Genomic DNA, 21,111 nt, shown 5'->3' with positions numbered 1-21,111 from the left:
ATGCGGCCTCGACAACAAACAGTCAAGCCTGCTTGTTAGTTGCCTCGAGGTTGATACCTAAGAACTCCTTCACCACGTCCTCACGCTCACCTCACGTGCAGTCTGTGCACTGGCACCTTCAGCACCACCCACCTCACCAGGAGCTCGCCATGCGTTCACCCCTCCCACTCATCGCTCTCGCGCTCACCGCGACCCTCGCCCTCAGCGCCTGCGGAAGTGACGATCCATCGCTGAGCGCCGGCGACCGCGAGAAGGCATCGGCTGCGGCGCTGCAGCACGTGGGCGGCGGATCAGTCACCGACGCCGAGCGCGGCGACGGGGACGACACCTACGCGTACGAGGTCGAGGTGACGCTCCCCAACGGCACCGACATCGATGTCGAGCTCGACGACACGTTCGCCGTCATCAACAGCCCGGCCAAGGCCTCGGACTTCACCGAATCCACGCCTTCGTCGACCGCCTCACCCAGCACGACCCCTTCGTCACGCGTCCCTGATGACGACCGCGCCTTGAGCGGCTCGACGCTGGCGAAGGCCGAGGCCGCTGCGCTCAAGGCCACCGGCGGCGGACAGGTCACCGAGACGAGCGGCAGTGATGACGCCGATCACGTCTACGAGGTCGACGTCCTGCTGCAGAACGGACAGGACGTCACAGTCGAGCTCGACCAGACGTTCAAGGTCACCAAGATCGACCGCTGACCGCGTGCTGGCCGAACTCGTGAGTAGGGGACGGTTTCGCTAGGCTGCTCGCGACTCCCAAGAACCGCCTGAGAAGGAACCTTCATGACCGAGAACGGCAACTTCGCGCCTCCACCTCCACCGCCACCACCACCGGGGGCACCGGCAGCAGCAGCACCGGCAGCGCCGCCCGTCGAGCCAGAACCTTCGGCGGCCGCAGGGGGCAACGGCAAGAAGATCATCATCGGCGGCGTCGCTGCCGCGATCGTCCTGGGTGGCGGCTACGGCGCCTACGCCGTGTACGACAAGATCGACGGCGGCGGCCCACAGCCCCACGACGTCATGCCCGCCAGCACCCAGTTCTACGTCCGTGCCGACCTCGACCCGTCGGCCAGCCAGAAGATCGAGCTGTTCGAGCCATCCGCAAGGTGCCCGACGTGGCGAAGGACCTCGGGATCAAGAACGACGACCAGGACATTCGCGAGCTCCTCATCAGCGACCTCCCGGGCAGCTGCGACGACGTCGACTACGACTCGGACATCAAGCCCTGGCTCGGTGACCGCGTCGGTGTCGGCGGCAGCCTGACCGACAAGTCCTTCACGATCGCCGTGCAGACGACCGACGAGAAGAAGTCACGCGAAGGCATCAAGAAGCTCTTCGCCTGCGGCAACGAGGACTATGGCATCGCCTACCTCGACGGCTACGCGATCTTGTCCGAGAGCCAGGCGACCGTCGACAAGTCGATCAAGGCAACTGCGAAGGCCACGCTCGGCGACAGCGCGAAGTTCACGAAGGACTTCGACCAGCTCGGCAACCAGGGCATCGCCTCGGCCTGGGCTGACTTCACGGCGCTCGCGGACTCGCCCGAGGCCAAGGACATGTTCGGCACTGAGCTCGCAGAGTTCAAGAAGGCCGACTCGATGGCTGCAACCCTGCGAGTCGACGACAACGCCCTCGAGCTCGCCGCGATCAGCAAGAGCGGTGACACCGAGCCTGCCTCGACGGCCAGCCTGGCCAAGCTGCCCGCCGACACCGTCCTGGGGCTATCGGTCGCCGGGGTCGGTGACGAGGTCGCCAAGAACTTCGAGTCTGCCGTCAGCGAGTTCGGCACGTTCTTCGGTGGCAGCAGTGGCGGGAGCTCGTCCGGTCTGACCGCCGACGACTTCGACAGCCAGGAAGAGTACGAGTCGTTCCAGGAGCTCATGGGCGACAGCTCGACGAAGTCGCCTGAGGACTTCTTGGCCGAGTTCGAGAAGGAGACCGGCTTCAACCTGCGCAACGACCTCGAGACGTTGTTCGGCGACAGCCTCACGGTGGCACTCGGCTCGGAGAACCTGGAGACGATCCCGAACCTGTCCGGCCCCGAAGGCCTCAACGCGATCAACCTCGCGCTGGCGCTGACGTCCGACAAGACCAAGGCCCTCGACCTGGTCGAGCGGCTCGCCTCCCTCGCAGACAAGGCCGGCATCTCGCTCATCGCCGGGCCGACGGACGACGGCGCCGTCCTGGCCACCAACCAGGATGCCGCCGACTCGATCGCGAAGCCCGATGGCACCCTCGGCGAGGAGGAGGCCTTCAAGCAGGTCATCCCCGACGGTGATGCCGCCTACGGCGGACTGTTCATCAATGTCGGCACGATCCTCGACAAGCTGCTCGAGGCAGACCCGCCGGAGGGCATCCGCTCCCAGATCGAGAGCGCCCAGGCCGTCTCGGGCGTCGGGATCTCCGCCAGCATGAAGGACGATGACCGCACGCTGATCAGGCTGCGGCTCGGGCTCAAGTAGCCGAACGATCACGGGACCCCGGTCAGATCACTGACCGGGGTCCTGTGACGTGCGGATCGTCCTGCTAGGCCGCCGAACCCGGCTCGACCTCGCCGATCAGCACTTCTTCGTGGGAGTCAGGATCGACGACCGGTGCGTGATCGAGCTCGCCGACGGCGCGGCGGGCGAAGTCGAAGCGAGCTGCAGCGCCATCTCGGCCTCGGGCAGGGCCTTGCCCAGCACTGGGAAGGCATGGACCTGCTTGCGCCAGATGTGCGTCTCGACGTCGACCCCACGGTCGGCCAGCAGCAGCGCCATCGCCTCGACCTCGGGCCGAAGCATCTCGTCCTCTACTGCGACGAAGAACGAGGGCGACGAGATGTAGGCCGTCGCGTGCAGGGGCGAGGCGTACCCCTCGATCGTGGAGCCGTCGGGCAGCCAGCGCTCACGGATCAGAGCGATCCGACGAGCCGGAAGGTAGGCGTCACGTGCCCGGGTGATGCGCACGACGGCCTTGTCCTCCCGCTCCGGGTCGACGCTGAGCAACGGCGAGAAGCCCAGCAGGGCTGCCGGCGCCGGCAGCCCCCGGCGGGCGGCGAGCTCGGCGACCTTGAACGCGAGGTATCCACCAGCCGAGTCTCCGGCCACCACGATCTTGTCGGGATGGGCCACGGTCTGGCGAGTGCTGCGTAGGCCGCGATGGCGTCCTGCACCGAGTCGGCGACCGATCCCTCGGGCAGCTGCACGTAGTCGACGGAGTAGACGGTCGCGCCGGTCTTGCGGGCCAGTCGTTCGCAGATGCGACGGTGCGTGTCGATCCCGCACGAGATGAATCCCCCGCCATGCAGGTACATGATCGTCATGTCGCTGTCGGGCCCGTGGTGGTGGGTCATCGCCTCGGCGCGGACGCCTCCGAGCTCGCAGCCGACCCCGTCGACGTGGGTCGAGCGCCTCCGACGGGCCGACAACCGGTCGAGTGCACGCATCGTGGTCAGCGAACGATCGTTGAGCGGCGTCCAGTGCAGGATGGGCTTGAAGATCATCCGGGCGGCGCGCTGCAGCACCCGCGACTTGAAGCTGTAGGTCTCGTGCACGACGGCCTTCTCGTACACCGTCCGCATGGGACCACGGCCGGGCGCCGCGAGTCGCGGCGGCCGCTCGCGACCTGATCTGGGAAGCTTCGACATACCTTGAGCGTACCTTCGGTATGTCGTCATTTCAAAGCGCGCCGTCGCGTTTGCGCAGGTCAGGGGCCTACTCGGCCGTGAACCGCGCGTCCACCTCGACCGCGATCACGATCTCTTCGGGGGCGAAGCTCAACTCGGGTCCGCCCCCTGCGCGCATCATGTCCGCTGAGGCCGACTTCATCATCGCGACAGGAGCATCCCCGGACGAGCCGAGCATGCCCGGATCGGCGAGCTGTGCGGCCACGACCCGTCCGCGGCGGACCGCATCGGCGTACGACTGGGCCTTGGCGACAGCGTCGTCGACTGCCGCCTTGCGCACCTCGGCCTCGTAGATCCGGCGGTTCTTGGCCGTGACGTCCCAGCTGATGCCACTGATCTCGACCCCGTCGACGCCTGACCAGTGGTCGAGGAAGCCACTGAGCCGCTCGAAGTCATTGAACTCGGCGCGCACCTGCACCCCGGGCGACGTGGACGATCTCGCCGCGCTTGCCGTCCGCGTCCCACGGCCGGTGGCTGAAGACCCGCACCTGGTCGCTCGACCAGGTCAGCACGGACTGCAGCTCGACGAGACTCCTGGCTGAGCGGTCAGCGGCTCCTGGATCGCGACGGCATCGGCGAAGACCCGTTGCTTGTCCGAGCCCTCGATCGAGGCAGCCATCCAGACGATCGCGCGCTCTGCAGGGCGGCGCTGCTCGGCTGTTCCCCGCACCGTGATGTCTAACGTCATGTCGACATCCTGCCTTGCCACACAGCGCTCGACCTGATCTACTGTTCAGATATTCGGATTATCTGAAACTAGTCAGGAGTCGGGCATGACGGTCCATGACGCCGCCATCATCGGTGCAGGGTTCGGCGGGATCGGCGCTGCGATCCAGCTACGCCGACTCGGCTACGACGACATCGTGATCCTCGAGCGCGAGGACGACCTCGGCGGCACCTGGCACGTCAACCACTATCCGGGCCTCGCCGTCGACATCCCCTCGTCGACCTACTCGTACTCCTTCGAGCCCAATCCGTGGTGGTCGCGGATGTACGCGCCGGGAGCCGAGCTCAAGCAGTACGCCACGCACGTCGCCGACAAGTACGACGTCCGGCGCCACATGCAGTTCGGCACCGTCGTCGAGGGCGCCCTGTGGGACGAGGACGAACGGCACTGGACCGTGACCACGGCCGACGGGCCCCGCATCCAGGCCCGTCTCCTGCTGACTGCGACCGGCTTCCTGTCCCAGCCGCGCAAGCCCGACATCGCCGGCATCGAGTCGTTCACCGGCACCGTCCTGCACACCGCCGCCTGGGACGACTCGGTCGACCTGGCCGGACGACGCGCCGCTGTCATCGGCACCGGAGCGACGGCAGTCCAGCTGATCCCCGAGATCGCACCCCTGCTCGCCGACTTGACCGTGTACCAGCGCACCCCCATCTGGGTCACCCCCAAGCAGGACGCCAAGGTACCGGCGTTCCTGCAGAAGGCCTACGCCAAGATCCCCCTGACCCAACGTCTCGTGCGCAGCATCGGCTCCGGCATCCTCGAAGCCATCATGGTCAGCGGCGTGCTGCACTACCGCCAGGCCAAGCTGCTCAACCGTGGCGTCGAGAAGCTCGCCCTGCGCCACCTGCGCAAGCAGGTGCACGATCCGGCGGTGCGGGCCAAGCCGACGCCGGACTACTCGTTCGGCTGCAAGCGCCCAACGTTCTCCAACACCTACTTCCCGACCTTCAACCGGCCGAACGTGCACCTGGAGACCTCTCCCATCGAGTGCATCGAGCCCGACGCGATCGTGACCGCCGACGGCAAGCGCACCGAGATCGACACCCTCGTGCTGGCGACGGGCTTCAACTTGTGGGACACCAACTTCCCGGCCTTCGAGATCATCGGACGCGAAGGACGAGATCTCGGCAAGTTCTGGCGCGAGGGACGCTTCCAGGCCTACGAAGGCGTGGCGGTGCCAGGATTCCCCAACTTCATCTCGCTCAACAGCCCGTACTCCTACTCCGGTTTGTCGTACTTCACGACGATCGAGTCGCAGATGCTGCACATGGGACGGTTGCTCGGCGAGGTGCAGCGACGCGGAGCGAGTGCCTTCGAGGTGACCGAGCGGGCCAATGCCGCCTTCCTCGACCGGATGACCGAGCAGCTCGGTGACTCGGTGTTCGTGCACGGCAGCTGCAGCACGTCGCGCAGCTACTACTTCAACCAGCACGGCGAGGCGACCCTGCTGCGGCCGACCTCCACCCTCAACGCATTCCGTGAGGCGAAGCTTCCCGCTCGACGACTACAGCTACGCCTGACGGATCCGCGCGCCCGCCAACGGCACCAGCTCGGTGCGTGTCGCGGAGGTGATCGGGTGGCCGTCGTCGCAGACCAGACGCGCGTGGACGCTTGCACCGCAGTCGCGGTGACGGATCTGGGTCGGCGGGCCGTCTGCTCCGGCGCGGTGCTGATCACCCCAGTCCATGATCGCGACCAGGATCGTGCGCAGATCCCGCCCGGCCGCCGTCAGCACATACTCATGACGACTACGCTGCCCCGTCAGCTTGATGGGCTGCTTGTCGACGAGCCCTTCGTCGACCAGCAGCTGGAGCCGCTTGGTCAGGACGTCACGGGCGACGCCCAGGTGGTCCTGGAGGGCATCGAAGCGGCGGACCCGTTGAAGAGATCTCGGATGATCAGGACCGTCCACCGGTCGCCGAGGATCTGCGCCGTGCGGGCGATCGAGCAGGTTCCGGACTCGTAGTCGGTCCATGCCATGCAGGTCACCTCTGTCTACCCTGAGCTGGACGGGCTGAGTTGGAAAGTCAAACTTAGATGCTACTGTCCCATCATGAGCGAGCTGACGCAACAGACCAAGACCATCTCGTGGGTCGATCCACGACCGCAGGCCGCCCAGGCATTGACGATGAGCGGCCTGGACTACCTCCTGGCGATGATGGACGGGTCGATCCCGCCGCCGCCGATCGCCAGTCACATCAACCTCGAGATGCTCGAAGCCAGCCCCGGCATCGCCATCATGGCCGCCACTCCCGACGAGTCGCACTACAACCCCATCGGCTCGGTGCACGGCGGATTCTTCGCGACCCTGCTCGACTCGGTGTGCGGCTGCGCGGTGCAGACAACCCTGCCGGCCGGGACCGGATACACCTCGCTCGACCTCAACGTCAGCTTCCTGCGCGGCATCACGACTGACACCGGACGGGTCGTGGCCACGGGGCGCGTCACCAAGCCGGGATCGCGCGCTGCCTTCGTCGAGGCAGACATCAAGGATGCCGACGGGCGACTCCTGGCCACCGCGACGTCGACGTGCCTGGTCTTCAAGCCCTGACGCTCCACAGCACTCACCTCGTCCCCGAGTTGTCCACAGATCGACCAAACCCCCTGGAACCGCAACCAGTTCCGGTGTTGGCTTGTGGTCATGACCGACGAAGGGACCTACCATGGCAGTCATGGCCAACGAGGTGATCGGACTCCCGCGCGGACGTTCACTGACCCGCGACGACCTCGACCAGATGCCCGATGACGGGCACCGCTACGAGCTCATCGACGGAATCCTGATCGTGAGCCCGGCACCACGGCGCGTGCACCAACGCGCGATCGGCAACGCGTACATCGCGCTACGCAGCACGTGCCCTGGCGAGCTCGAGGTGTTTCTCGCACCATTCGATGTCGTCTTGAGCGAGGACACTGTCGTACAGCCCGATGTGCTGGTCACCCGGCGAACCGACACCACCGAACGCGATCTCCCCGTTGCGCCTCTGCTGGCCATCGAGGTCCTGTCGCCCAGCACCCGCGCCTACGACCTGCTGCTCAAGAAGGACCGGCTCCAGCGCGCAGGCTGCCAGCACTACTGGGTCGTCGACCCCGAGGTCCCGGCCATCACCGCCTGGGTGCTGCGCGACGGCGCCTACGTCGAGGCCGCCGGCGCCAGCGGGGACCAAGAATTTCGGGTCACTGAGCCGTACCCGATCTCCCTGGTCCCCTCGGCGCTGATCAACGACTGAGGCAGGTCACAGCACCGTCTTGGTGACGGTGCGCACGCCGACCCACAGCCCGACCGCCGCTGTCACGATCGCAGCGGCAATGCCGTACAGCACCGCGGAATCGTCGAAGGTGCCCGAGAACAGCACGCGTTCGGCATCGACGATGTAGGTCAACGGGTTGAACTTCGACAAGACCTGCATCCACTCCGGGCCGGTCTCCAGCGGGAGCATCATCCCCGACAGGATCAGCAGCGGGAAGAGCAATGACTGCTGAACGGCCCAGAACGCCCACTCGTTCTTGCGCGTCGCAATCGCCAGCGCGTACGAGAGCGCACCGACCCCGACACCGAAGACACCCAGGATCAGCAGCCCGACGACGATGTGTGCCGGATACAGATCGAAGCCGAACGGCACCGCGATCAGCGTGATGACCAGCGCCTGCACGACGAGCGGGGTGAGCTCCTTGAGCGCACGTCCGATCAGCAGTGCCTGCCGGGCAAGCGGCGTGGCGAGGATGCGTTCGAACGCTCCCGTCATGATCTCGAACTGCAGGTTCGCCCCCGTCATCGACGTGCCGAACATCGTGATCATGACCACGACACCGGGCAGGAAGAACTGGAGGGTCGAGCCGAAGCCGAGTCCCCGTCACCGGCGACGCCCGACAACAACGGCCGAACAGACCCAGGAAAACCAGGGGCTGCACGAGGGAGAAGATCAACGAGAACGGGTCGCGCAGGATCGTGAGAGTCTCGCGCATCCAGACCGACTGGATGTCGCCGAGCAGCGAACGACGGACCGGTGCCGTCGTGGGGAGGGGTGCCGATACGGTGCTCATGCTTCTGCTCCTTCGCGCAGGCTACGGCCGGTGAGGTTGAGGAAGACGTCGTCGAGAGTCGGCTGCTTCAGCGTCGCCGCCTCGACCATCACCCCCTTGTCCTGGAGCGCCCGCAGGACGCCAGGGAGTGCCACAGGCCCAGAGTCGACCCGGAACGAGATGTCGACGCCGCCACCGCTGACCGCCTCGGCCAGCTCAGCGCCGATCGATGCAACGACCTCGCGCGTCGTCGCGACGTCTCCCGGGGCGACCGTGACGGTGATGCGGTCGCCGGCCTGCTCGGCCTTGAGCGCATCGGCGGTGTCATCGGCGATGATCTGGCCGTGGTCGATCACGACGACCCGCTCGGCCATCGAGTCGGCCTCTTCGAGGTAGTGCGTCGTGAGCACGATCGTGGTGCCGAACTCGCGACGGGAGCTTGAGGATGTGGTCCCACAGGTTGGCCCGGTTCTGCGGGTCCATGCCTGTGGACGGCTCCACCGATAGCATCGACACGTGGTCACCCTCGACGATCTCCAGGTCCGCTCGCTCGGCACGCCCACGATCGACAGCCCGTTGGCGCTGTACGTCGGAGGACGCGAGACCAACGAGTACTACGTCGGCGAGACCGATCGCATCCTGTACGACGACACCCTCGAGCTGATCGCCTCGCGCGGAGTCGGCCTGCACGAGCTGCCGACGTTCGAAGCCGGCGGTCCACGACGCAGCATCTTCTTCGACCCCGCCACGACCAAGGTCGGCGTCGTCACCTGCGGCGGCCTCTGCCCGGGGCTCAACGACGTCATCCGGGCCATCGTGCTGGAGCTGCACACCCACTACGGAGTCCGCGACGTCATCGGGTTCCAGCACGGCTACGCCGGACTCGTCGAGGCCAACGGCCATCCCGTCGTCCAGCTCACCCCCAGTTCGTCGCACGCATCAACGAGCGGGGCGGCACGATCCTGGGCTCCTCGCGCGGCGCCCAGGATCCCGCGGTGATCGTCGACCGTCTCGTCGAGCTGGACATCGACATCCTCATGGTCATCGGCGGTGACGGCTCGATGCGCGGCGCACACCACATCGGCGCCGAGATCGCGGCCCGCGGCCTGACGATCGGCGTCGTCGGCGTGCCCAAGACGATCGACAACGACATCCCCCACATCGGTCAGAGCTTCGGCTTCTCGACCGCCTTCGCCAAGGCCGCCGAGTCGATCAAGGCGGCCCGGGTCGAGGTCGAGGCCGCAGTCGGCGGCGTCGGGATCGTCAAGGTCATGGGCCGGCACGCCGGCTTCATCGCCTGCTACGCCGCCCTGGCCAACCACGACGCCGACTTCGTGCTGATCCCCGAGGTCGGCTTCTCCCTCCACGGCGAGAACGGCCTGCTCGCACTGCTCGCCAGACGGGTCGAAGAACGCGGCAGCGCTGTCATCGTCCTGGCCGAGGGGGCCGGCCAAGACCTGCTCCCCGCCGATGACCGGACCGACGCCAGCGGCAATGCCGTCCTCGGCGACATCGCCGGCTTCCTGCGCGAGCAGATCGCCAAGCACTTCGCTGACGAGCAGCGTCCGCTCACGATGCGCTACTTCAATCCCGGGTACGCGATCCGGTCGGTGCCCGCCGATGCCTCCGACTCGGTCTTACTGCGCCCGTCTGGCCCAGACTGCGGTGCACGCCGCGATGGCCGGTCGCACCGACATGGTGGTCGGCCGACGCCGCCACCGCTTCGTCAACGTCCCCATCCCGTTCGTGACCGCGCGGTCCCACAGCGTCTCTCCTGACGGCGATCTGTGGCTGTCGGTGCTGGAGTCGACAGCCCAGCCGTTCACGATGGGCTGAGCACTCGATACCCTCGTCTGGACCGCATGTTGAGACGCCCTTGCCATCTGGCGAGACGCTGGCAGTCTCGAAGACACCTACTCTTTGACATCCAGGAGACTCCCCATGAGCGATCAGTGGTCATTTGAGACCAAGCAGATCCATGCCGGCCAGACGCCCGACACGGCGACCGGCGCGCGTGCGCTGCCGATCTACCAGACGACGTCGTACCAGTTCCGCGACACGCAGCATGCCGCCGACCTGTTCAGCCTCGCCGAGCCGGGGAACATCTACACCCGCATCATGAACCCGACCCAGGGTGCCGTCGAAGAGCGTCTCGCGGCCCTCGAAGGCGGCGTCGGCGCACTCCTGTTCGCATCCGGCCAGGCCGCCACGACCGGCGCACTGACCAACGTCGCCGAGGCCGGCGACCACATCGTCGCGTCGGCCAGCCTCTACGGCGGAACCGACAGCCTGCTGCGCCACACCTTCCCCAAGCTCGGCATCACCGTGACCTTCGTCGAGGACGCCAACAACGCCGACGCCTGGCGTGCCGCTGCGCAGGACAACACGAAGGCCTTCTTCGGCGAGACGATCGGCAACCCCAAGGGCGACATCCTCGACCTCGAGACGATCTCGGCCGTCGCCAAGGAGGTCGGCGTCCCGTTCATCGTCGACAACACGATCGCGACGCCGTTCCTGCTCAACCCGTTCAAGCACGGTGTCGACACCGTCGTCCACTCGGCCACGAAGTACATCGGCGGACACGGCACCGCCGTCGCCGGCGTCGTGATCGATGCCGGGACGTTCGACTACGCCGCCCACGGCGACAAGTTCCCCGGTTTCACCACCGCCGACCCGAGCTATCACGGACTCGTGTTCGCCGACGCCCTCGGCCCGGCCGCCTACATCGCGAAGCTGCGCGTGCAGTACCTGCGCAACATCGGTGCGGCCGTCTCGCCGTTCAACGCGTTCCTGCTCTCGCAGGGCCTCGAGACGCTGAGTCTGCGCATCGAGCGCCACATCGAGAACACCCGCAAGGTCGCCGACTGGCTGGAGGCCCGCGAAGACGTCTCCCACGTCACCTGGGCGAGCCTCGACAGCAGCCCCTTCAAGGCGCTGGCCGACAAGTACGTCCCCCGCGGCTCGGGTGCCGTGCTGACCTTCGAGCTGCCCGGCGGCATCGAGGCTGGCAAGGCGTTCATCGACTCGCTCGAGCTGTTCAGCCACGTCGCCAACATCGGCGACGTGCGCAGCCTCGCGATCCACCCGGCCAGCACGACGCACTCGCAGGGCACCCCCGAGGAGCACGCCGCCACCGGCGTCACCCCCGGACTCGTGCGTCTGGCGATCGGCCTGGAGGGCATCGAGGACATCCTCGCTGACCTCGAGACCGGCCTCAACGCCGCAAAGTGACGCTGCCACAGTGACACTCGCACCCGGCATTGATCCCTCTCTCGTCACCGGCGCGTGGCGGGAGGGGGATCCTCCGGGTGCCCGAAAGTTCGCCGACATCGGAGACCTGACCCTCGACTCCGGCCACACGCTGCCGGACGTTCGTCTGGCCTACGAGACGTGGGGAACGTTCGACGGCAGCAACGCGGTCCTGATCCTGCACGCTCTGACCGGTGACAGCCACGTCCACGGACCGTCCGGCCCCGGGCACGTGACGGCCGGCTGGTGGGACTCGCTCGTCGGGCCAGGCGAGGCGATCGACACCGACCGGTTCTTCGTCGTCGCTGCCAACATCCTCGGCGGCTGTCAGGGATCGACCGGCCCGGCGTCGCTCGATCCGGACGGCCTCCCGTGGGGAGGGTCGTTCCCGGCCCTCACCGTCCGCGACCAGGTCCGCGCCGAGGCTGCACTGACCGATCAGCTCGGCATCGCGTCCTGGTTCGCCGTCATCGGCGGATCGGCCGGCGGCATGCGCGCCGTCGAGTGGGCCATCGAGCACGCACCCCGGGTCGAGCGGCTCTTCCTGCTCGCCACCTCTGCTGCGGCATCGGCCGAGCAGATTGCCCTCTCCCGCACCCAGATAGCCGCGATCCACAACGATCCGGCCTGGTACGACGGCGACTACTACGACGGGCCCGTAGGACCGCTGGCCGGTCTCGACCTGGCACGCCGCATCGCTCACATCGCCTATCGCAGCGAGGCCGAGCTCGACGAACGGTTCGGACGCACCGTCCAGGCTGACGGCCGCTGGGCCGTCGACTCCTACCTGCAGCATCACGGCGCCAAGCTGGTGCAGCGCTTCGACGCCAACTCGTACATCACGTTGACCTCAGCGATGGACACCCACGACGTCGGCCGCGACCGCGGCGGGATCCAGGCCGCACTGGGTCGCATCACGGCCCGTACGATCGTCGCGGGGATCAGCTCTGACCGGCTCTACCCGCTGCACCAGCAGCACGAGCTCGCCGACCACATCCCCGGCGCCGATCCGCTGGCGGTCGTCGAGTCGCCCTACGGCCATGACGGCTTCCTCATCGAGTTCGACCAGGTCGGCAAGCCGCCACCACCCTCCTCCACCACCACTGACGAGGTAGTTACCGCCCCGCGAGGAGGTAGTTGCCGCCCCGCGAGGAGGCGCTTGGCGCCCTGCGCTGTGATGCGCCGGGCCACCACGGCCTCGTCAGGGGGCGAGAACTACCTCCTCAAGGGGCGGTAACCACCTCCTCAGCGGGGGGGTTAGGAGAGGTGGTGGACCTCGGCCTTCTGGTAGACCGGGGTGTCGAGGCCTTCGTAGCGTGCCTTGAGCTGCAGGGCCAGGTAGAGGGAGTAGTGCCGCGACTGGTGCAGGTTGCCGCCGTGCATCCACAGCTGGTCGACCTGCGTCGGCTTCCACATGTTGCGCTGCTCGCCCTCCCACGGACCCGGATCCTTGGTCGTGTCGGAGCCAAGACCCCAGCACTTGCCCACCCGGTCGGCCGTCTGCTGGTCGATGATGTCGGCGATCCAGCCGTTCATCGAGCCATAGCCCGTCGCGTAGACCACGAGATCGGCCTCCAGCTCGGTGCCATCCGCCAGCACCACGGTGCTCTCGGTCAGATGATCGACCTGGCCGTGGGCCAGCTTGACCTTGCCGTCTGCGACGAGCTCGGCAGCGCCGACGTCGATGTAGTAGCCCGAGCCCCGGCGCAGGTACTTCATGAACAGACCCGAACCGTCGTCGCCCCAGTCGTGGTCGAAGCCCGCAGCCTCCAGGCGCGCGTAGAAGTCTTTGTCGCGCTCGGCCATCTGCTGGTAGGCCGGGATCTGGAACTCGTGCATGATCCGATAGGGCAACGACGCAAAGATCATGTCGGCCTTGTCAGTCGTGACCCCCGCCTTGACAGCGCGTTCGGAGTACAGATCGCCCAGGCCGATGTCCATCAGCGACGCGGACTTCACGATGTGGGTCGACGACCGCTGCACCATCGTCACGTCGGCATCGTTCTCCCACAGAGCACCGCAGATGTCGAAGGCGGAGTTGTTCGAGCCGATCACGACGACCTTCTTGCCGGCATAGGCCTCGGGTCCCGGGTGCTGGCTCGAGTGCTGCTGCTCGCCCTTGAACACGCCCATCCCGGGAAAGTCGGGGACGTTGGCCTTGCCCGACATCCCGGTCGCGAAGACCAGGTGGGTCGGACGCAGCTCGAGCGACTCACCGTCACGGTCGACCGTGACGGACCAGACGCCTGCCGCCTCGTCGAACGTCGCACCCAGCACGGTCGATCGCGACCAGTACGGCACCTCCATGACCTTGGTGTACATCTCCAGCCAGTCGCCGATCTTGTCCTTCGGTGCGAACACCGGCCAGTTCTCGGGGGAACGGCAGGTACGGCAGGTGGTCGTACCAGACCGGATCGTGCAGGCACAGGCTCTTGTAGCGCGAGCGCCACTGGTCGCCCGGACGGTCGTGCCGATCGATGACCACCGTCGGGACGCCGAGCTGGCGCATCCGGGCGCCCAGTGCGATGCCGCCCTGTCCCCCGCCGATGATCACGACATAGGGCTGCGTGCCGTAACCGAGCTCAGCGGCTTCGGCCTCGCGCTCCTCCTTCCAGGACGACCGTCCCTTCGACAGCCGTGGCTGACGCCTTGTGGTCGACGCTCGCCGAAGGACTCTTCGTGGCCCTTGAGCTCGCGTAGCGACGTCAGCAGGGTCCACCCCTCGTCGCCTTGGAGCCTCAGGTGCCCCTTGGCCCGGCCGGTCGCCGTCTCGAACTCGATCCACGCCTCGGTCACCCCGTCGGACTCGGTCGGCGGCTCGGAGGTCGTGAATCCGGACGGGTCGGTGTCGGCGAGGCGCTCGGTCAGCATGCCGCTGATGCCGTCGCGACCTTCGACGGTCACGAGGTTCCACGTGAACGACACGAGATCACGCCAGTAGCTGTCGACCGCGAACAGACCCGCCGCTGCGGCGATGTCACGGTTCGCCAACGCGTCCTCGAATGCTGCGAGCCAGCGGTCCACCCGCTGCTGCGCAGTGACCGTCGCGGCCTGCGTCGTCGTGGATGGGGGCTCGATGGTCTGAGTCATGGCGACTCCCTTCGTCGGTGTGACTCACAGCACACCGCGCGACCAGGTCTCGCCGAAAGGGTTGCAGGAGGTTGCAACGGGCCTGCAACCACGCGCAGCGCAGGATGCAGCATGAGCCGCAGCAGCCCCAGCCGGACCCGCGCCACCCATGTCGCCCGCGACTCGGCGCTGTCCGGCGGACGAGCGGGAGGGCCGATCCGCTCGGTGATCCGGGCATCGTGGCGCCGGATGACCGCGCAGGGAATGAGCCCGGCGGGCGCGCCGTCGATCGCCCCCTTGCCGACTGACGAGCTGTTCCGGCGCCGCGAGACGAGCGGCCTGCAACCGCTGCTCCCGTTGCTGCGTGAGCACCTGATCCCGGCCTGCGAGGCGACCGGCCAGCCATGGTCGTGGCCGACGTGGAAGGGCGGGTGCTGTGGCGCGAAGGGCTGGCCGGGGTGCTCCGCCACGCAGATCATCTCGGCTTCATCGGCGGATCGGCCTGGACCGAGGGCAATGTCGGCACGAACGCGATCGGCACCTGCCTCGTCACCGAGGCACCCGTGCACATCCACGCTGCCGAGCACTACGCGGAGTCCCACACGCCCTGGACCTGTGCGGCCGCGCCCCTGCGGGATCCGTCGACCGGCCGGGTCCTCGGCGTGGTCGACCTGAGCGGCCCCGCACACACCGTCCACGCCGGGACGTTGTCGATGGTGACCTTGGCCGCCCGACTGGCTGAGCTCGAGATCCGGTCGGCCACCCAGGACCGGCTGCAGATGCTGCGTGCGATCGCGGCGCCCCTGCTCGCCCGCGTCTCCGGGCCGGCCCTGGCCGTGACGTACGACGGGATCACCGCCGCCGCGACCGGGCTGGTTCCTCCCGGCCGGATCCTGCTGCCGACGGCTTCGAGGGCGGCGAGACCTGGATCGCCGGTTACGGACTGGTCGCAGCCGAGCCGCTGCCAGGCGGGTGGCTGCTACGCGTCAGCGAGGAGGAGGCTGAGGCGCGCATCTCCTCGATCGTGGTCGACCTGTCGGCTCGCACCCCCTGCGTGACCCTCAGCGGGCCGAGCGGCAGCTGGGTGCACGCGCTGACGCCCCGCCACGGCGAGATCCTGCTGACATTGCTGCTGCACCGTGCGGGCCGGACGGCAACCGAGCTGGCCGACGACCTGTTCGGCGACCCCACTAGGACGGTCACGGTGCGCGCGGAGATGTCCCGCCTGCGCAAGGTGCTCGGGACCGTGCTGTCGCACCGGCCCTACCGGATCGCGCCGGACGTCGCCGTCGGCTGGTCGAACCCGCAGATCCTCGCACCGCCCTGGACGGCTCCAGCGCCCCCGTCGTCACGCGGTGGAGGGACGACCTCCAGGGGCGCCGTCTCCGGTGAGCTCCCTCTGTCGCTCTCGGCGGGCCACGACCGTCGTCAGCAGCGACAGGGCGATCCAGGCGGTCAGGATCAACACCGGCCGAAGGACCTGGTCTCCGCCGAAGTACGCGTGACTGGCACCGGCGTCCAGTGCCGCACCGTGCGGCAGCCACGGGGTGACGGCGGCCCACGGCTGCGGCAGCATCAATGGATGCACGAGCCTGACCAACGGTGCAGCCGACAGCACGATGAGCGTCGTCGCGACCCCGATGCCGAACACCCCGAACACGCTCTGCAGAGCCAGGGTCGTGCTCGTGGCAGCCAAGATCGTCAGGGACGTCACGAGCCACCAGATACCCAGACCCGTGTCGTAGTAGGCCGCACAGAACGCACCGATCAGGCCACCGAGCACCACAGCAGCCACGCTCGTCGCGAAGAACCGACGCGTTCCGTCGAGCAGCGTCTCCGCGCGGGGCCCGTGACGCCAGGTCGCCACGATCGCGACGAGCAGGCCCATCAGCACCGACACACCCGCAAGGACGTAGACGAGGCGATGGCCGGGATCTCCGTTCTTGGCCGGGACCAGGTCGTGGACCACGGCCGTACGACCGAAGGCGCCCTCGAAGACGTCGACCTCACGTTCGATGACGCGGTTGAGCGCCGCTCCGTTGGCCGACGCGACGTAGAGGACGTCACGCTCCTGCGCGAGATCGACGACGACGGCCGCGACGCTCCGCCCAGCGCGCACGCTCTCTCGCGCCTCCTCGGCCGTCGCCAGTGCGCGCGCCTCGAAGGGACGCCCGGCCACCCCGTTGGCCGCCTCGACCAGCGAGGTGGCGACGACGGGCGGCGCCACGATCCGGATCGGCGCCCGGTGCGTGCTGTCGTCGGGGCCGGCGAGCGCGAGGGACACGATGACGGCGACCTGCATCACCGCGAGCACGATGGCTGCCGCGATCCTTCGTCGTCCCATGTCTGGGAGCCTATGCGGTGTGCGACGGTAGAGGCATGAGCACGGTGCACCGATGAGAGGGTTGGCACTTCCGTGGCGGGTGCGGGTCGCTGCGGTGACCCTTCCGGCTGCCGCCATCATGTTCACCGCGATCGCCATCGCGCCCGGCAGCAGTGACGTCACGCTGGCGGCGGTCGACCGTGCGACCGAGACGTCCTGCATCCCGATCGAGCCGGTCACCTCGGTCGCCCAGGTCAACGCGTTCGTGACCAAGGTCCGAGGCAGCTCGGAGTTCCAGGGCGCAGATGTCGGTGCCGACGTGACGCTGCAGGACGGCCGCCGCTTGTGGGTCTTCGGCGACACGCTGCGTGCTGCCGACTTCGACGGTCAACGGTTCGTCCGCAACTCGATGCTCGTCTTCGACGACGAGTGTGCTGACGTCATCCTGCCTGCCGATCACGGCGCGCTGATCCCCGACCGCGCCGACGGCGTCGGGTACTGGCCGATGTCGATCGCCCGGGTCGAGCGCACCGGCTACGACCTCGTCGGAGTTGCCGCCCAGCGAGTCCGCGGCGCGAAGGCACCCGATGGCGCGCTGGCCTTCGAGAACCTCGGCCCGTCGATCGCCTTGTTCATCGTGGCTCGCGGCAAGCCACCCAGCTGCTCAAGGTCCAGGACATCGGTCGCGACGACGCCGACAAGTCGCGGCCCACCTGGGGGGCCGCCTCCGTCGTCCACGACGGCTGGGTCCTGCTGTACGGCACCGCGAATGCGGGCGACTCGTTCGGCTTCTCGCTGCAGGTCGCGCGCATCCGTCCCGACGACATCCTCGACCCCACCAAGCTGCGCTACTGGAACGGCTCCAAGTGGCAGAAGGATCCCGAGAAGGCAGCTGTCCTCATCCCCGCCGTCAGAGGTGTGTCACAGACGCTCAGCGTGTTCGAGCAGGGCGGCCGCTGGTACGCCGTCAGCAAGCGCGACGAGTATCTCGGCACCGATCTCGTGGTGTGGTCGGCGCCTGGGCCGACCGGACCGTTCGTGGCCTCTGAACCTGTCGCGCAGATTCCGTCGGACGAGTCGTCAGGAACCTTGCGCTACATGCCGCTGGCCCATCCGGACCTGCTGCCGAAGAAGGGATCGGTCGTCGTGTCGTACAGCCAGAACAACACGGACGTCGCCAAGATCGACGACAACCCCTTCTTGTACCGGCCGCGATTCCTGCGGGTCGAAGCTGCCCCGCTAGACCGTCCCGCGCGCCCGGCTCTCGTCGTAGAACCGGGTCGACTCGGGCCGCCAGAGCAGCACGAGCACCACGACTGCGAGGACCAGGCTGATGACGGTCGACGTGACGCTGAGGGAATCGGCGTTGCCCGACGAGAAGGTCGTCAAGGCGCCGAACACGTTGAGCCCGCCCAGCACGGTCGAGACGATGCGGGCCCAGCTGCGGCCCTCGTTGTTCTTCCAGGCCATCCACAGCCACAGCATCGCACCGACCAGGCCGATGATGACCGCCACACCAATGCTGACGGCGTACACCGAGTCGACCGTCGACGCAGTGACCTTGGGGTCGTCCTTGATCAGGTCGGCGCGGATGCGCCCCTTCAGGTCGCCCATCGTGGCCAGGCTGTAGATCAGCGACAGGAGGCCAAGGCCCGCGCCCAGCAGCATGAGCCGGACCGCCCAGATCATGGTGGTCGGCTTCTCGACCCAGGCCGGTGGTGTGCTCATCGATGTGCTCCTGCGGTCGGTGACGGGCGTCGCGATCAACCTACCGCGACGCCTCAGACCATCTTTCGCACGATGCCCAGCGGCGCGAACTTCATGACGGGCGCCAACGGTGCCCACGGCCAGGCGGGGACGGCGGCGTCGGCGACCTCGCGCTCGATCGCCTTGACCATGGCACGACACCCCTCCTCGGTGTCGACCATGAGCTCGAGCCCTGCTCGACCTTTCCGCTCATCTCGGAGGCGATGTAGCCCGGGAACAGCGTCGTGACCTTGATGTCGACGCCCTTGCGACCGATCAGGTCGGAGCGAATGCCTTCGGCCAACGCCGCGACGGCGGCCTTGCTGGCAGCGTACGTCGTCATGGAGGACGGCATGCCGCGCATCGCGGACATTGAGGAGATCACGACGAGGTGCCCGGCCTTGCGCTCGTAGAAGTGCTCCATCGCGGCCTCGCACTGGGCCAAGGCAGCGATGAAGTTGGTCTCGGCCGTCTCCTTGTTGGCGAAGAACTTGCCGGTGCCGATCCGGCCTCCCTTGCCGAGGCCCGCGTTGACGATGACCCGGTCGAGCCCGCCGAGGTCGGCCGCGGCCTGCGCGAAGACCGTGAACACCTGGTCGTGGTCGTTGACGTCGAGCGGGTGCACGACGACCTGGATGTCGGGATGGGCCGCGAGCAAGCGTCGCGGAGCGCCTCGAGCCGGTCGACCCGCCGTGCGGTCAGGGCGAGGTCGTGGCCCTTCGCAGCCAGGATGCGAGCCATCCCCGCACCCAGCCCCGAGCTGGCGCCGGTGATCAGGACTCTCTTGCGCACGGTCTTGCTCATGTCAGTCCTTCTTGCTCATCTGCGTCGAGGCCTTGGCCATCATCCGGTAGTACAGCGGACGTGCGAACCGTTTGGCGGCGTAGGCGACTCGCCCGTTGCGGTCGGTCAAGATGATGTGCCGGTTCTTCTCGACGCCGCGGATCACGGCAGCTGCGATCTGGTCGGCGGTCACGGTCGACCGGTCGATCGAGCTTGGCCGCCGACTGGCGGGCGGCTTCGTCCTTGCCGCGCAGCGACTCGGTCAGATTGGTCTTGAAGAACGTCGGGCAGACGACCGACACCTGCACGCCGAAGGGCTTGAGCTCGTGCAGCAAGGTCTCGCTCAGCGCGACGACTCCGGCCTTGACCGCGTTGTACTCGCTCATGCGGGGCGGGTGGATCAGACCAGCAGCTGATGCGGTGTTGACGATGTGGCCGGATCGCTGGGCCTTGAGCATCGGCGTGAACGTGCGGCACCCGCGGGCGACACCCAGCAGGTTGATGTCGACGATCCACTGCCACTGGTCCATCTCGGTCAGCTCGATCCGCCCACCGGCGGCGACGCCCGCGTTGTTGAACAGGTAGTCCAGCCCGTCCCACTCTTCGGTGACCCAGTCGCGAGCCGTGGCCCAGTCGACGTCCTGGGTCACGTCGAGCTTGCGGTAGGTGACCTGGGCGAGGCCGCGCAAGGGTTCGGGGGTCTCGGAGTGAACGTCGGTCGCGAGCACTCGCCCGCCTCGCTCGACGAGCTGGTGCACCAGCGCAAGGCCGAGACCTGATCCGGCACCCGTGATGAGGACGCGCGACTGCGCTGGGATCGACATGTCCAGATACTAGCGGTATCTGGCGCTAGCGGAAGGTGACCATGTCCTTCGGCAGGTGGGTGTGCTCGTTGAAGGACAGCACCCGGCGTCCGGTCTCGCCGACGATGATCGTCGTGACGCTCGCGTTGAAGACGATGTCGTTGAGCTTCTGGAACAACGAGTCGTCCCCGGCCAGCACGTGCGACACGACCTGGGCGATCGGGCCGCCGGAGGTGAACACGGCGACGTTGCGTCCCTTCGTGGCGCGAGCAGCGGCGACCTCGAACGAGGCCAGCACGCGGGCGACGAAGTCGCGGTACGACTCGGCATGCTCACCTCGGCCCGCCATCCAGTCGGTCAGCGCGACGTTCAAGGCTTGCTGGACCCCCTTCTGGCCCGCCGACACGACCGACTGGTCCTGCATGTTGGCGAAGGTCTGGATGTCGTACTCGTTCCAACCGTCGTCGACGTCGTAGCCATCGCCCTGGCCGCACGCATCGATCGCGGCGATCGCGGTCTGCGCATGTCGCTTCAGACTGCCTGCCCACGCCTCGGTCGGCGCCCAGTCGAAGGCCTCCCACGACATGCCGAGCGCACTGGACTGACGGACTCCGAGGTCGGAGAGCTGATCGTAGTCAGCCGCTCCCCACGATGCCTGACCGTGCCGGATGAGGTGAATCGAGCCCATGTCCGGAGCGTAACGGTGCACCCAGGCGGCCACC

The 21,111-nt window shown here is 67.6% G+C and carries 22 protein-coding genes and 3 pseudogenes; 12 read left to right on the top strand and 13 right to left on the bottom strand.

Going from position 1 to position 21,111, the window contains the following annotated elements:
- The first annotated feature begins 149 nt into the window (after positions 1-149).
- The 3 genes from ACHMWU_RS27940 to ACHMWU_RS27930 all read left to right on the top strand — a co-directional run bounded on the left by ACHMWU_RS27940 (position 150) and on the right by ACHMWU_RS27930 (position 2,461).
- A complete protein-coding gene (locus tag ACHMWU_RS27940; RefSeq protein WP_396048751.1) occupies positions 150-698 on the top strand; it encodes a PepSY domain-containing protein in 549 nt (182 codons plus the stop codon).
- Positions 699-782: 84 nt separating this feature from the next.
- Positions 783-1,262: a hypothetical protein gene (locus tag ACHMWU_RS27935; protein WP_396048750.1), complete on the top strand. Its 480-nt coding sequence runs from the start codon at positions 783-785 to the stop codon at positions 1,260-1,262.
- Positions 1,154-2,461, top strand: coding sequence for a DUF3352 domain-containing protein (locus tag ACHMWU_RS27930; protein WP_396049260.1), 1,308 nt, complete (start codon positions 1,154-1,156; stop codon positions 2,459-2,461). Before ACHMWU_RS27935 ends, ACHMWU_RS27930 begins: the two co-directional genes overlap by 109 nt.
- 96 nt (positions 2,462-2,557) lie before the next feature.
- On the opposite strand, the pseudogene ACHMWU_RS27925 reads toward ACHMWU_RS27930, so the two are convergent.
- The 3 genes and pseudogenes from ACHMWU_RS27925 to ACHMWU_RS27915 all read right to left on the bottom strand — a co-directional run bounded on the left by ACHMWU_RS27925 (position 2,558) and on the right by ACHMWU_RS27915 (position 4,354).
- A pseudogene (locus tag ACHMWU_RS27925) lies at positions 2,558-3,294 on the bottom strand (alpha/beta hydrolase fold domain-containing protein).
- A gap of 400 nt (positions 3,295-3,694) precedes the next feature.
- Positions 3,695-4,078, bottom strand: coding sequence for an SIMPL domain-containing protein (locus ACHMWU_RS27920; RefSeq protein ID WP_396048749.1), 384 nt, complete (start codon positions 4,076-4,078; stop codon positions 3,695-3,697).
- A 93-nt stretch (positions 4,079-4,171) separates the two neighbouring features.
- On the bottom strand, positions 4,172-4,354 hold the full coding sequence (locus ACHMWU_RS27915; protein WP_396048748.1) for a hypothetical protein: 183 nt from the start codon (positions 4,352-4,354) through the stop codon (positions 4,172-4,174).
- Between the two features lie 85 nt (positions 4,355-4,439).
- Here ACHMWU_RS27915 and ACHMWU_RS27910 point away from each other — a divergent pair.
- A pseudogene (locus ACHMWU_RS27910) lies at positions 4,440-5,048 on the top strand (flavin-containing monooxygenase); the annotation flags it as partial.
- An 858-nt stretch (positions 5,049-5,906) separates the two neighbouring features.
- Here the strand turns inward: ACHMWU_RS27910 and ACHMWU_RS27905 are convergent.
- Entirely contained in the window at positions 5,907-6,371 is a 465-nt protein-coding gene (locus ACHMWU_RS27905; protein ID WP_396049259.1) for a winged helix-turn-helix transcriptional regulator, read from the bottom strand.
- Between the two features lie 78 nt (positions 6,372-6,449).
- On the opposite strand from ACHMWU_RS27905, the gene ACHMWU_RS27900 reads away from it, so the two are divergent.
- Both ACHMWU_RS27900 and ACHMWU_RS27895 read left to right on the top strand, forming a co-directional pair.
- The gene (locus tag ACHMWU_RS27900) at positions 6,450-6,947 is read left to right on the top strand and encodes a PaaI family thioesterase (protein WP_396048747.1); all 498 of its coding nucleotides are present in this window, start codon (positions 6,450-6,452) and stop codon (positions 6,945-6,947) included.
- A 121-nt stretch (positions 6,948-7,068) separates the two neighbouring features.
- Entirely contained in the window at positions 7,069-7,623 is a 555-nt protein-coding gene (locus ACHMWU_RS27895) for a Uma2 family endonuclease (RefSeq protein WP_396048746.1), read from the top strand.
- A gap of 6 nt (positions 7,624-7,629) precedes the next feature.
- On the opposite strand, the gene ACHMWU_RS27890 is transcribed toward ACHMWU_RS27895, so the two are convergent.
- Both ACHMWU_RS27890 and ACHMWU_RS27885 read right to left on the bottom strand, forming a co-directional pair.
- The gene (locus tag ACHMWU_RS27890) at positions 7,630-8,184 is read right to left on the bottom strand and encodes an ABC transporter permease (protein ID WP_396048745.1); all 555 of its coding nucleotides are present in this window, start codon (positions 8,182-8,184) and stop codon (positions 7,630-7,632) included.
- 249 nt (positions 8,185-8,433) lie between these two features.
- Entirely contained in the window at positions 8,434-8,826 is a 393-nt protein-coding gene (locus ACHMWU_RS27885; RefSeq protein ID WP_396048744.1) for a DUF4162 domain-containing protein, read from the bottom strand.
- Between the two features lie 106 nt (positions 8,827-8,932).
- Between ACHMWU_RS27885 and ACHMWU_RS27880 the strand changes: the two genes are divergently transcribed.
- The 4 genes from ACHMWU_RS27880 to ACHMWU_RS27865 all read left to right on the top strand — a co-directional run bounded on the left by ACHMWU_RS27880 (position 8,933) and on the right by ACHMWU_RS27865 (position 12,902).
- Positions 8,933-9,415, top strand: coding sequence for a 6-phosphofructokinase (locus ACHMWU_RS27880; protein WP_396048743.1), 483 nt, complete (start codon positions 8,933-8,935; stop codon positions 9,413-9,415).
- Positions 9,355-10,194 carry a 6-phosphofructokinase gene (locus tag ACHMWU_RS27875; RefSeq protein ID WP_396049258.1) on the top strand — a complete coding sequence of 280 codons (840 nt, stop codon included), beginning with the start codon at positions 9,355-9,357 and terminating at the stop codon, positions 10,192-10,194. The genes ACHMWU_RS27880 and ACHMWU_RS27875 overlap by 61 nt, the downstream gene beginning before the upstream one ends.
- 163 nt (positions 10,195-10,357) lie before the next feature.
- On the top strand, positions 10,358-11,647 hold the full coding sequence (locus tag ACHMWU_RS27870) for a bifunctional o-acetylhomoserine/o-acetylserine sulfhydrylase (RefSeq protein WP_396048742.1): 1,290 nt from the start codon (positions 10,358-10,360) through the stop codon (positions 11,645-11,647).
- Between the two features lie 10 nt (positions 11,648-11,657).
- Complete coding sequence (locus ACHMWU_RS27865) at positions 11,658-12,902, top strand: homoserine O-acetyltransferase (RefSeq protein WP_396048741.1); 1,245 nt, start codon at positions 11,658-11,660, stop codon at positions 12,900-12,902.
- 20 nt (positions 12,903-12,922) lie between these two features.
- Here the strand turns inward: ACHMWU_RS27865 and ACHMWU_RS27860 are convergent, their stop codons facing one another.
- Both ACHMWU_RS27860 and ACHMWU_RS27855 read right to left on the bottom strand, forming a co-directional pair.
- The gene (locus ACHMWU_RS27860) at positions 12,923-14,080 is read right to left on the bottom strand and encodes an NAD(P)-binding domain-containing protein (protein ID WP_396049257.1); all 1,158 of its coding nucleotides are present in this window, start codon (positions 14,078-14,080) and stop codon (positions 12,923-12,925) included.
- Positions 14,081-14,215: 135 nt separating this feature from the next.
- Entirely contained in the window at positions 14,216-14,755 is a 540-nt protein-coding gene (locus ACHMWU_RS27855) for a hypothetical protein (protein ID WP_396048740.1), read from the bottom strand.
- Positions 14,756-15,138: 383 nt separating this feature from the next.
- On the opposite strand from ACHMWU_RS27855, the gene ACHMWU_RS27850 reads away from it, so the two are divergent.
- Positions 15,139-15,792 carry a GAF domain-containing protein gene (locus ACHMWU_RS27850; RefSeq protein ID WP_396048739.1) on the top strand — a complete coding sequence of 218 codons (654 nt, stop codon included), beginning with the start codon at positions 15,139-15,141 and terminating at the stop codon, positions 15,790-15,792.
- A gap of 290 nt (positions 15,793-16,082) precedes the next feature.
- Here the strand turns inward: ACHMWU_RS27850 and ACHMWU_RS27845 are convergent, their stop codons facing one another.
- Positions 16,083-17,078: a hypothetical protein gene (locus tag ACHMWU_RS27845; protein ID WP_396048738.1), complete on the bottom strand. Its 996-nt coding sequence runs from the start codon at positions 17,076-17,078 to the stop codon at positions 16,083-16,085.
- Between the two features lie 477 nt (positions 17,079-17,555).
- Between ACHMWU_RS27845 and ACHMWU_RS27840 the strand changes: the two are divergent.
- Positions 17,556-18,164, top strand: a pseudogene (locus tag ACHMWU_RS27840) (DUF4185 domain-containing protein); the annotation flags it as partial.
- A gap of 132 nt (positions 18,165-18,296) precedes the next feature.
- Here the strand turns inward: ACHMWU_RS27840 and ACHMWU_RS27835 are convergent.
- From ACHMWU_RS27835 to ACHMWU_RS27820, 4 genes are all read right to left on the bottom strand, one after another.
- Complete coding sequence (locus ACHMWU_RS27835; RefSeq protein ID WP_396048737.1) at positions 18,297-18,785, bottom strand: hypothetical protein; 489 nt, start codon at positions 18,783-18,785, stop codon at positions 18,297-18,299.
- Between the two features lie 91 nt (positions 18,786-18,876).
- Positions 18,877-19,461: an SDR family NAD(P)-dependent oxidoreductase gene (locus ACHMWU_RS27830; RefSeq protein WP_396048736.1), complete on the bottom strand. Its 585-nt coding sequence runs from the start codon at positions 19,459-19,461 to the stop codon at positions 18,877-18,879.
- A 142-nt stretch (positions 19,462-19,603) separates the two neighbouring features.
- Positions 19,604-20,410 carry an SDR family NAD(P)-dependent oxidoreductase gene (locus ACHMWU_RS27825; RefSeq protein WP_396048735.1) on the bottom strand — a complete coding sequence of 269 codons (807 nt, stop codon included), beginning with the start codon at positions 20,408-20,410 and terminating at the stop codon, positions 19,604-19,606.
- Between the two features lie 25 nt (positions 20,411-20,435).
- Positions 20,436-21,077 carry a histidine phosphatase family protein gene (locus tag ACHMWU_RS27820; RefSeq protein ID WP_396048734.1) on the bottom strand — a complete coding sequence of 214 codons (642 nt, stop codon included), beginning with the start codon at positions 21,075-21,077 and terminating at the stop codon, positions 20,436-20,438.
- Between the last annotated feature and the right edge of the window lie 34 nt (positions 21,078-21,111).

The organism is Aeromicrobium sp. UC242_57 (assembly GCF_044452305.1).
Lineage (GTDB): Bacteria > Actinomycetota > Actinomycetes > Propionibacteriales > Nocardioidaceae > Aeromicrobium.
This window is presented reverse-complemented; position numbering and strand designations above follow the sequence as displayed.

Coding starts and splice junctions, on each gene's coding strand:
- ACHMWU_RS27940 (WP_396048751.1), top strand. CDS start 150: ATGCGTTCACCCCTCCCACTCATCGCTCTCGCGCTCACCGCGACCCTC.
- ACHMWU_RS27935 (WP_396048750.1), top strand. CDS start 783: ATGACCGAGAACGGCAACTTCGCGCCTCCACCTCCACCGCCACCACCA.
- ACHMWU_RS27915 (WP_396048748.1), bottom strand. CDS start 4,354: ATGACGTTAGACATCACGGTGCGGGGAACAGCCGAGCAGCGCCGCCCT.
- ACHMWU_RS27905 (WP_396049259.1), bottom strand. CDS start 6,371: ATGGACCGACTACGAGTCCGGAACCTGCTCGATCGCCCGCACGGCGCA.
- ACHMWU_RS27900 (WP_396048747.1), top strand. CDS start 6,450: ATGAGCGAGCTGACGCAACAGACCAAGACCATCTCGTGGGTCGATCCA.
- ACHMWU_RS27895 (WP_396048746.1), top strand. CDS start 7,069: ATGGCCAACGAGGTGATCGGACTCCCGCGCGGACGTTCACTGACCCGC.
- ACHMWU_RS27890 (WP_396048745.1), bottom strand. CDS start 8,184: ATGTTCGGCACGTCGATGACGGGGGCGAACCTGCAGTTCGAGATCATG.
- ACHMWU_RS27870 (WP_396048742.1), top strand. CDS start 10,358: ATGAGCGATCAGTGGTCATTTGAGACCAAGCAGATCCATGCCGGCCAG.
- ACHMWU_RS27855 (WP_396048740.1), bottom strand. CDS start 14,755: ATGACTCAGACCATCGAGCCCCCATCCACGACGACGCAGGCCGCGACG.
- ACHMWU_RS27850 (WP_396048739.1), top strand. CDS start 15,139: ATGGTCGTGGCCGACGTGGAAGGGCGGGTGCTGTGGCGCGAAGGGCTG.
- ACHMWU_RS27845 (WP_396048738.1), bottom strand. CDS start 17,078: ATGGGACGACGAAGGATCGCGGCAGCCATCGTGCTCGCGGTGATGCAG.
- ACHMWU_RS27835 (WP_396048737.1), bottom strand. CDS start 18,785: ATGAGCACACCACCGGCCTGGGTCGAGAAGCCGACCACCATGATCTGG.
- ACHMWU_RS27825 (WP_396048735.1), bottom strand. CDS start 20,410: ATGTCGATCCCAGCGCAGTCGCGCGTCCTCATCACGGGTGCCGGATCA.
- ACHMWU_RS27820 (WP_396048734.1), bottom strand. CDS start 21,077: ATGGGCTCGATTCACCTCATCCGGCACGGTCAGGCATCGTGGGGAGCG.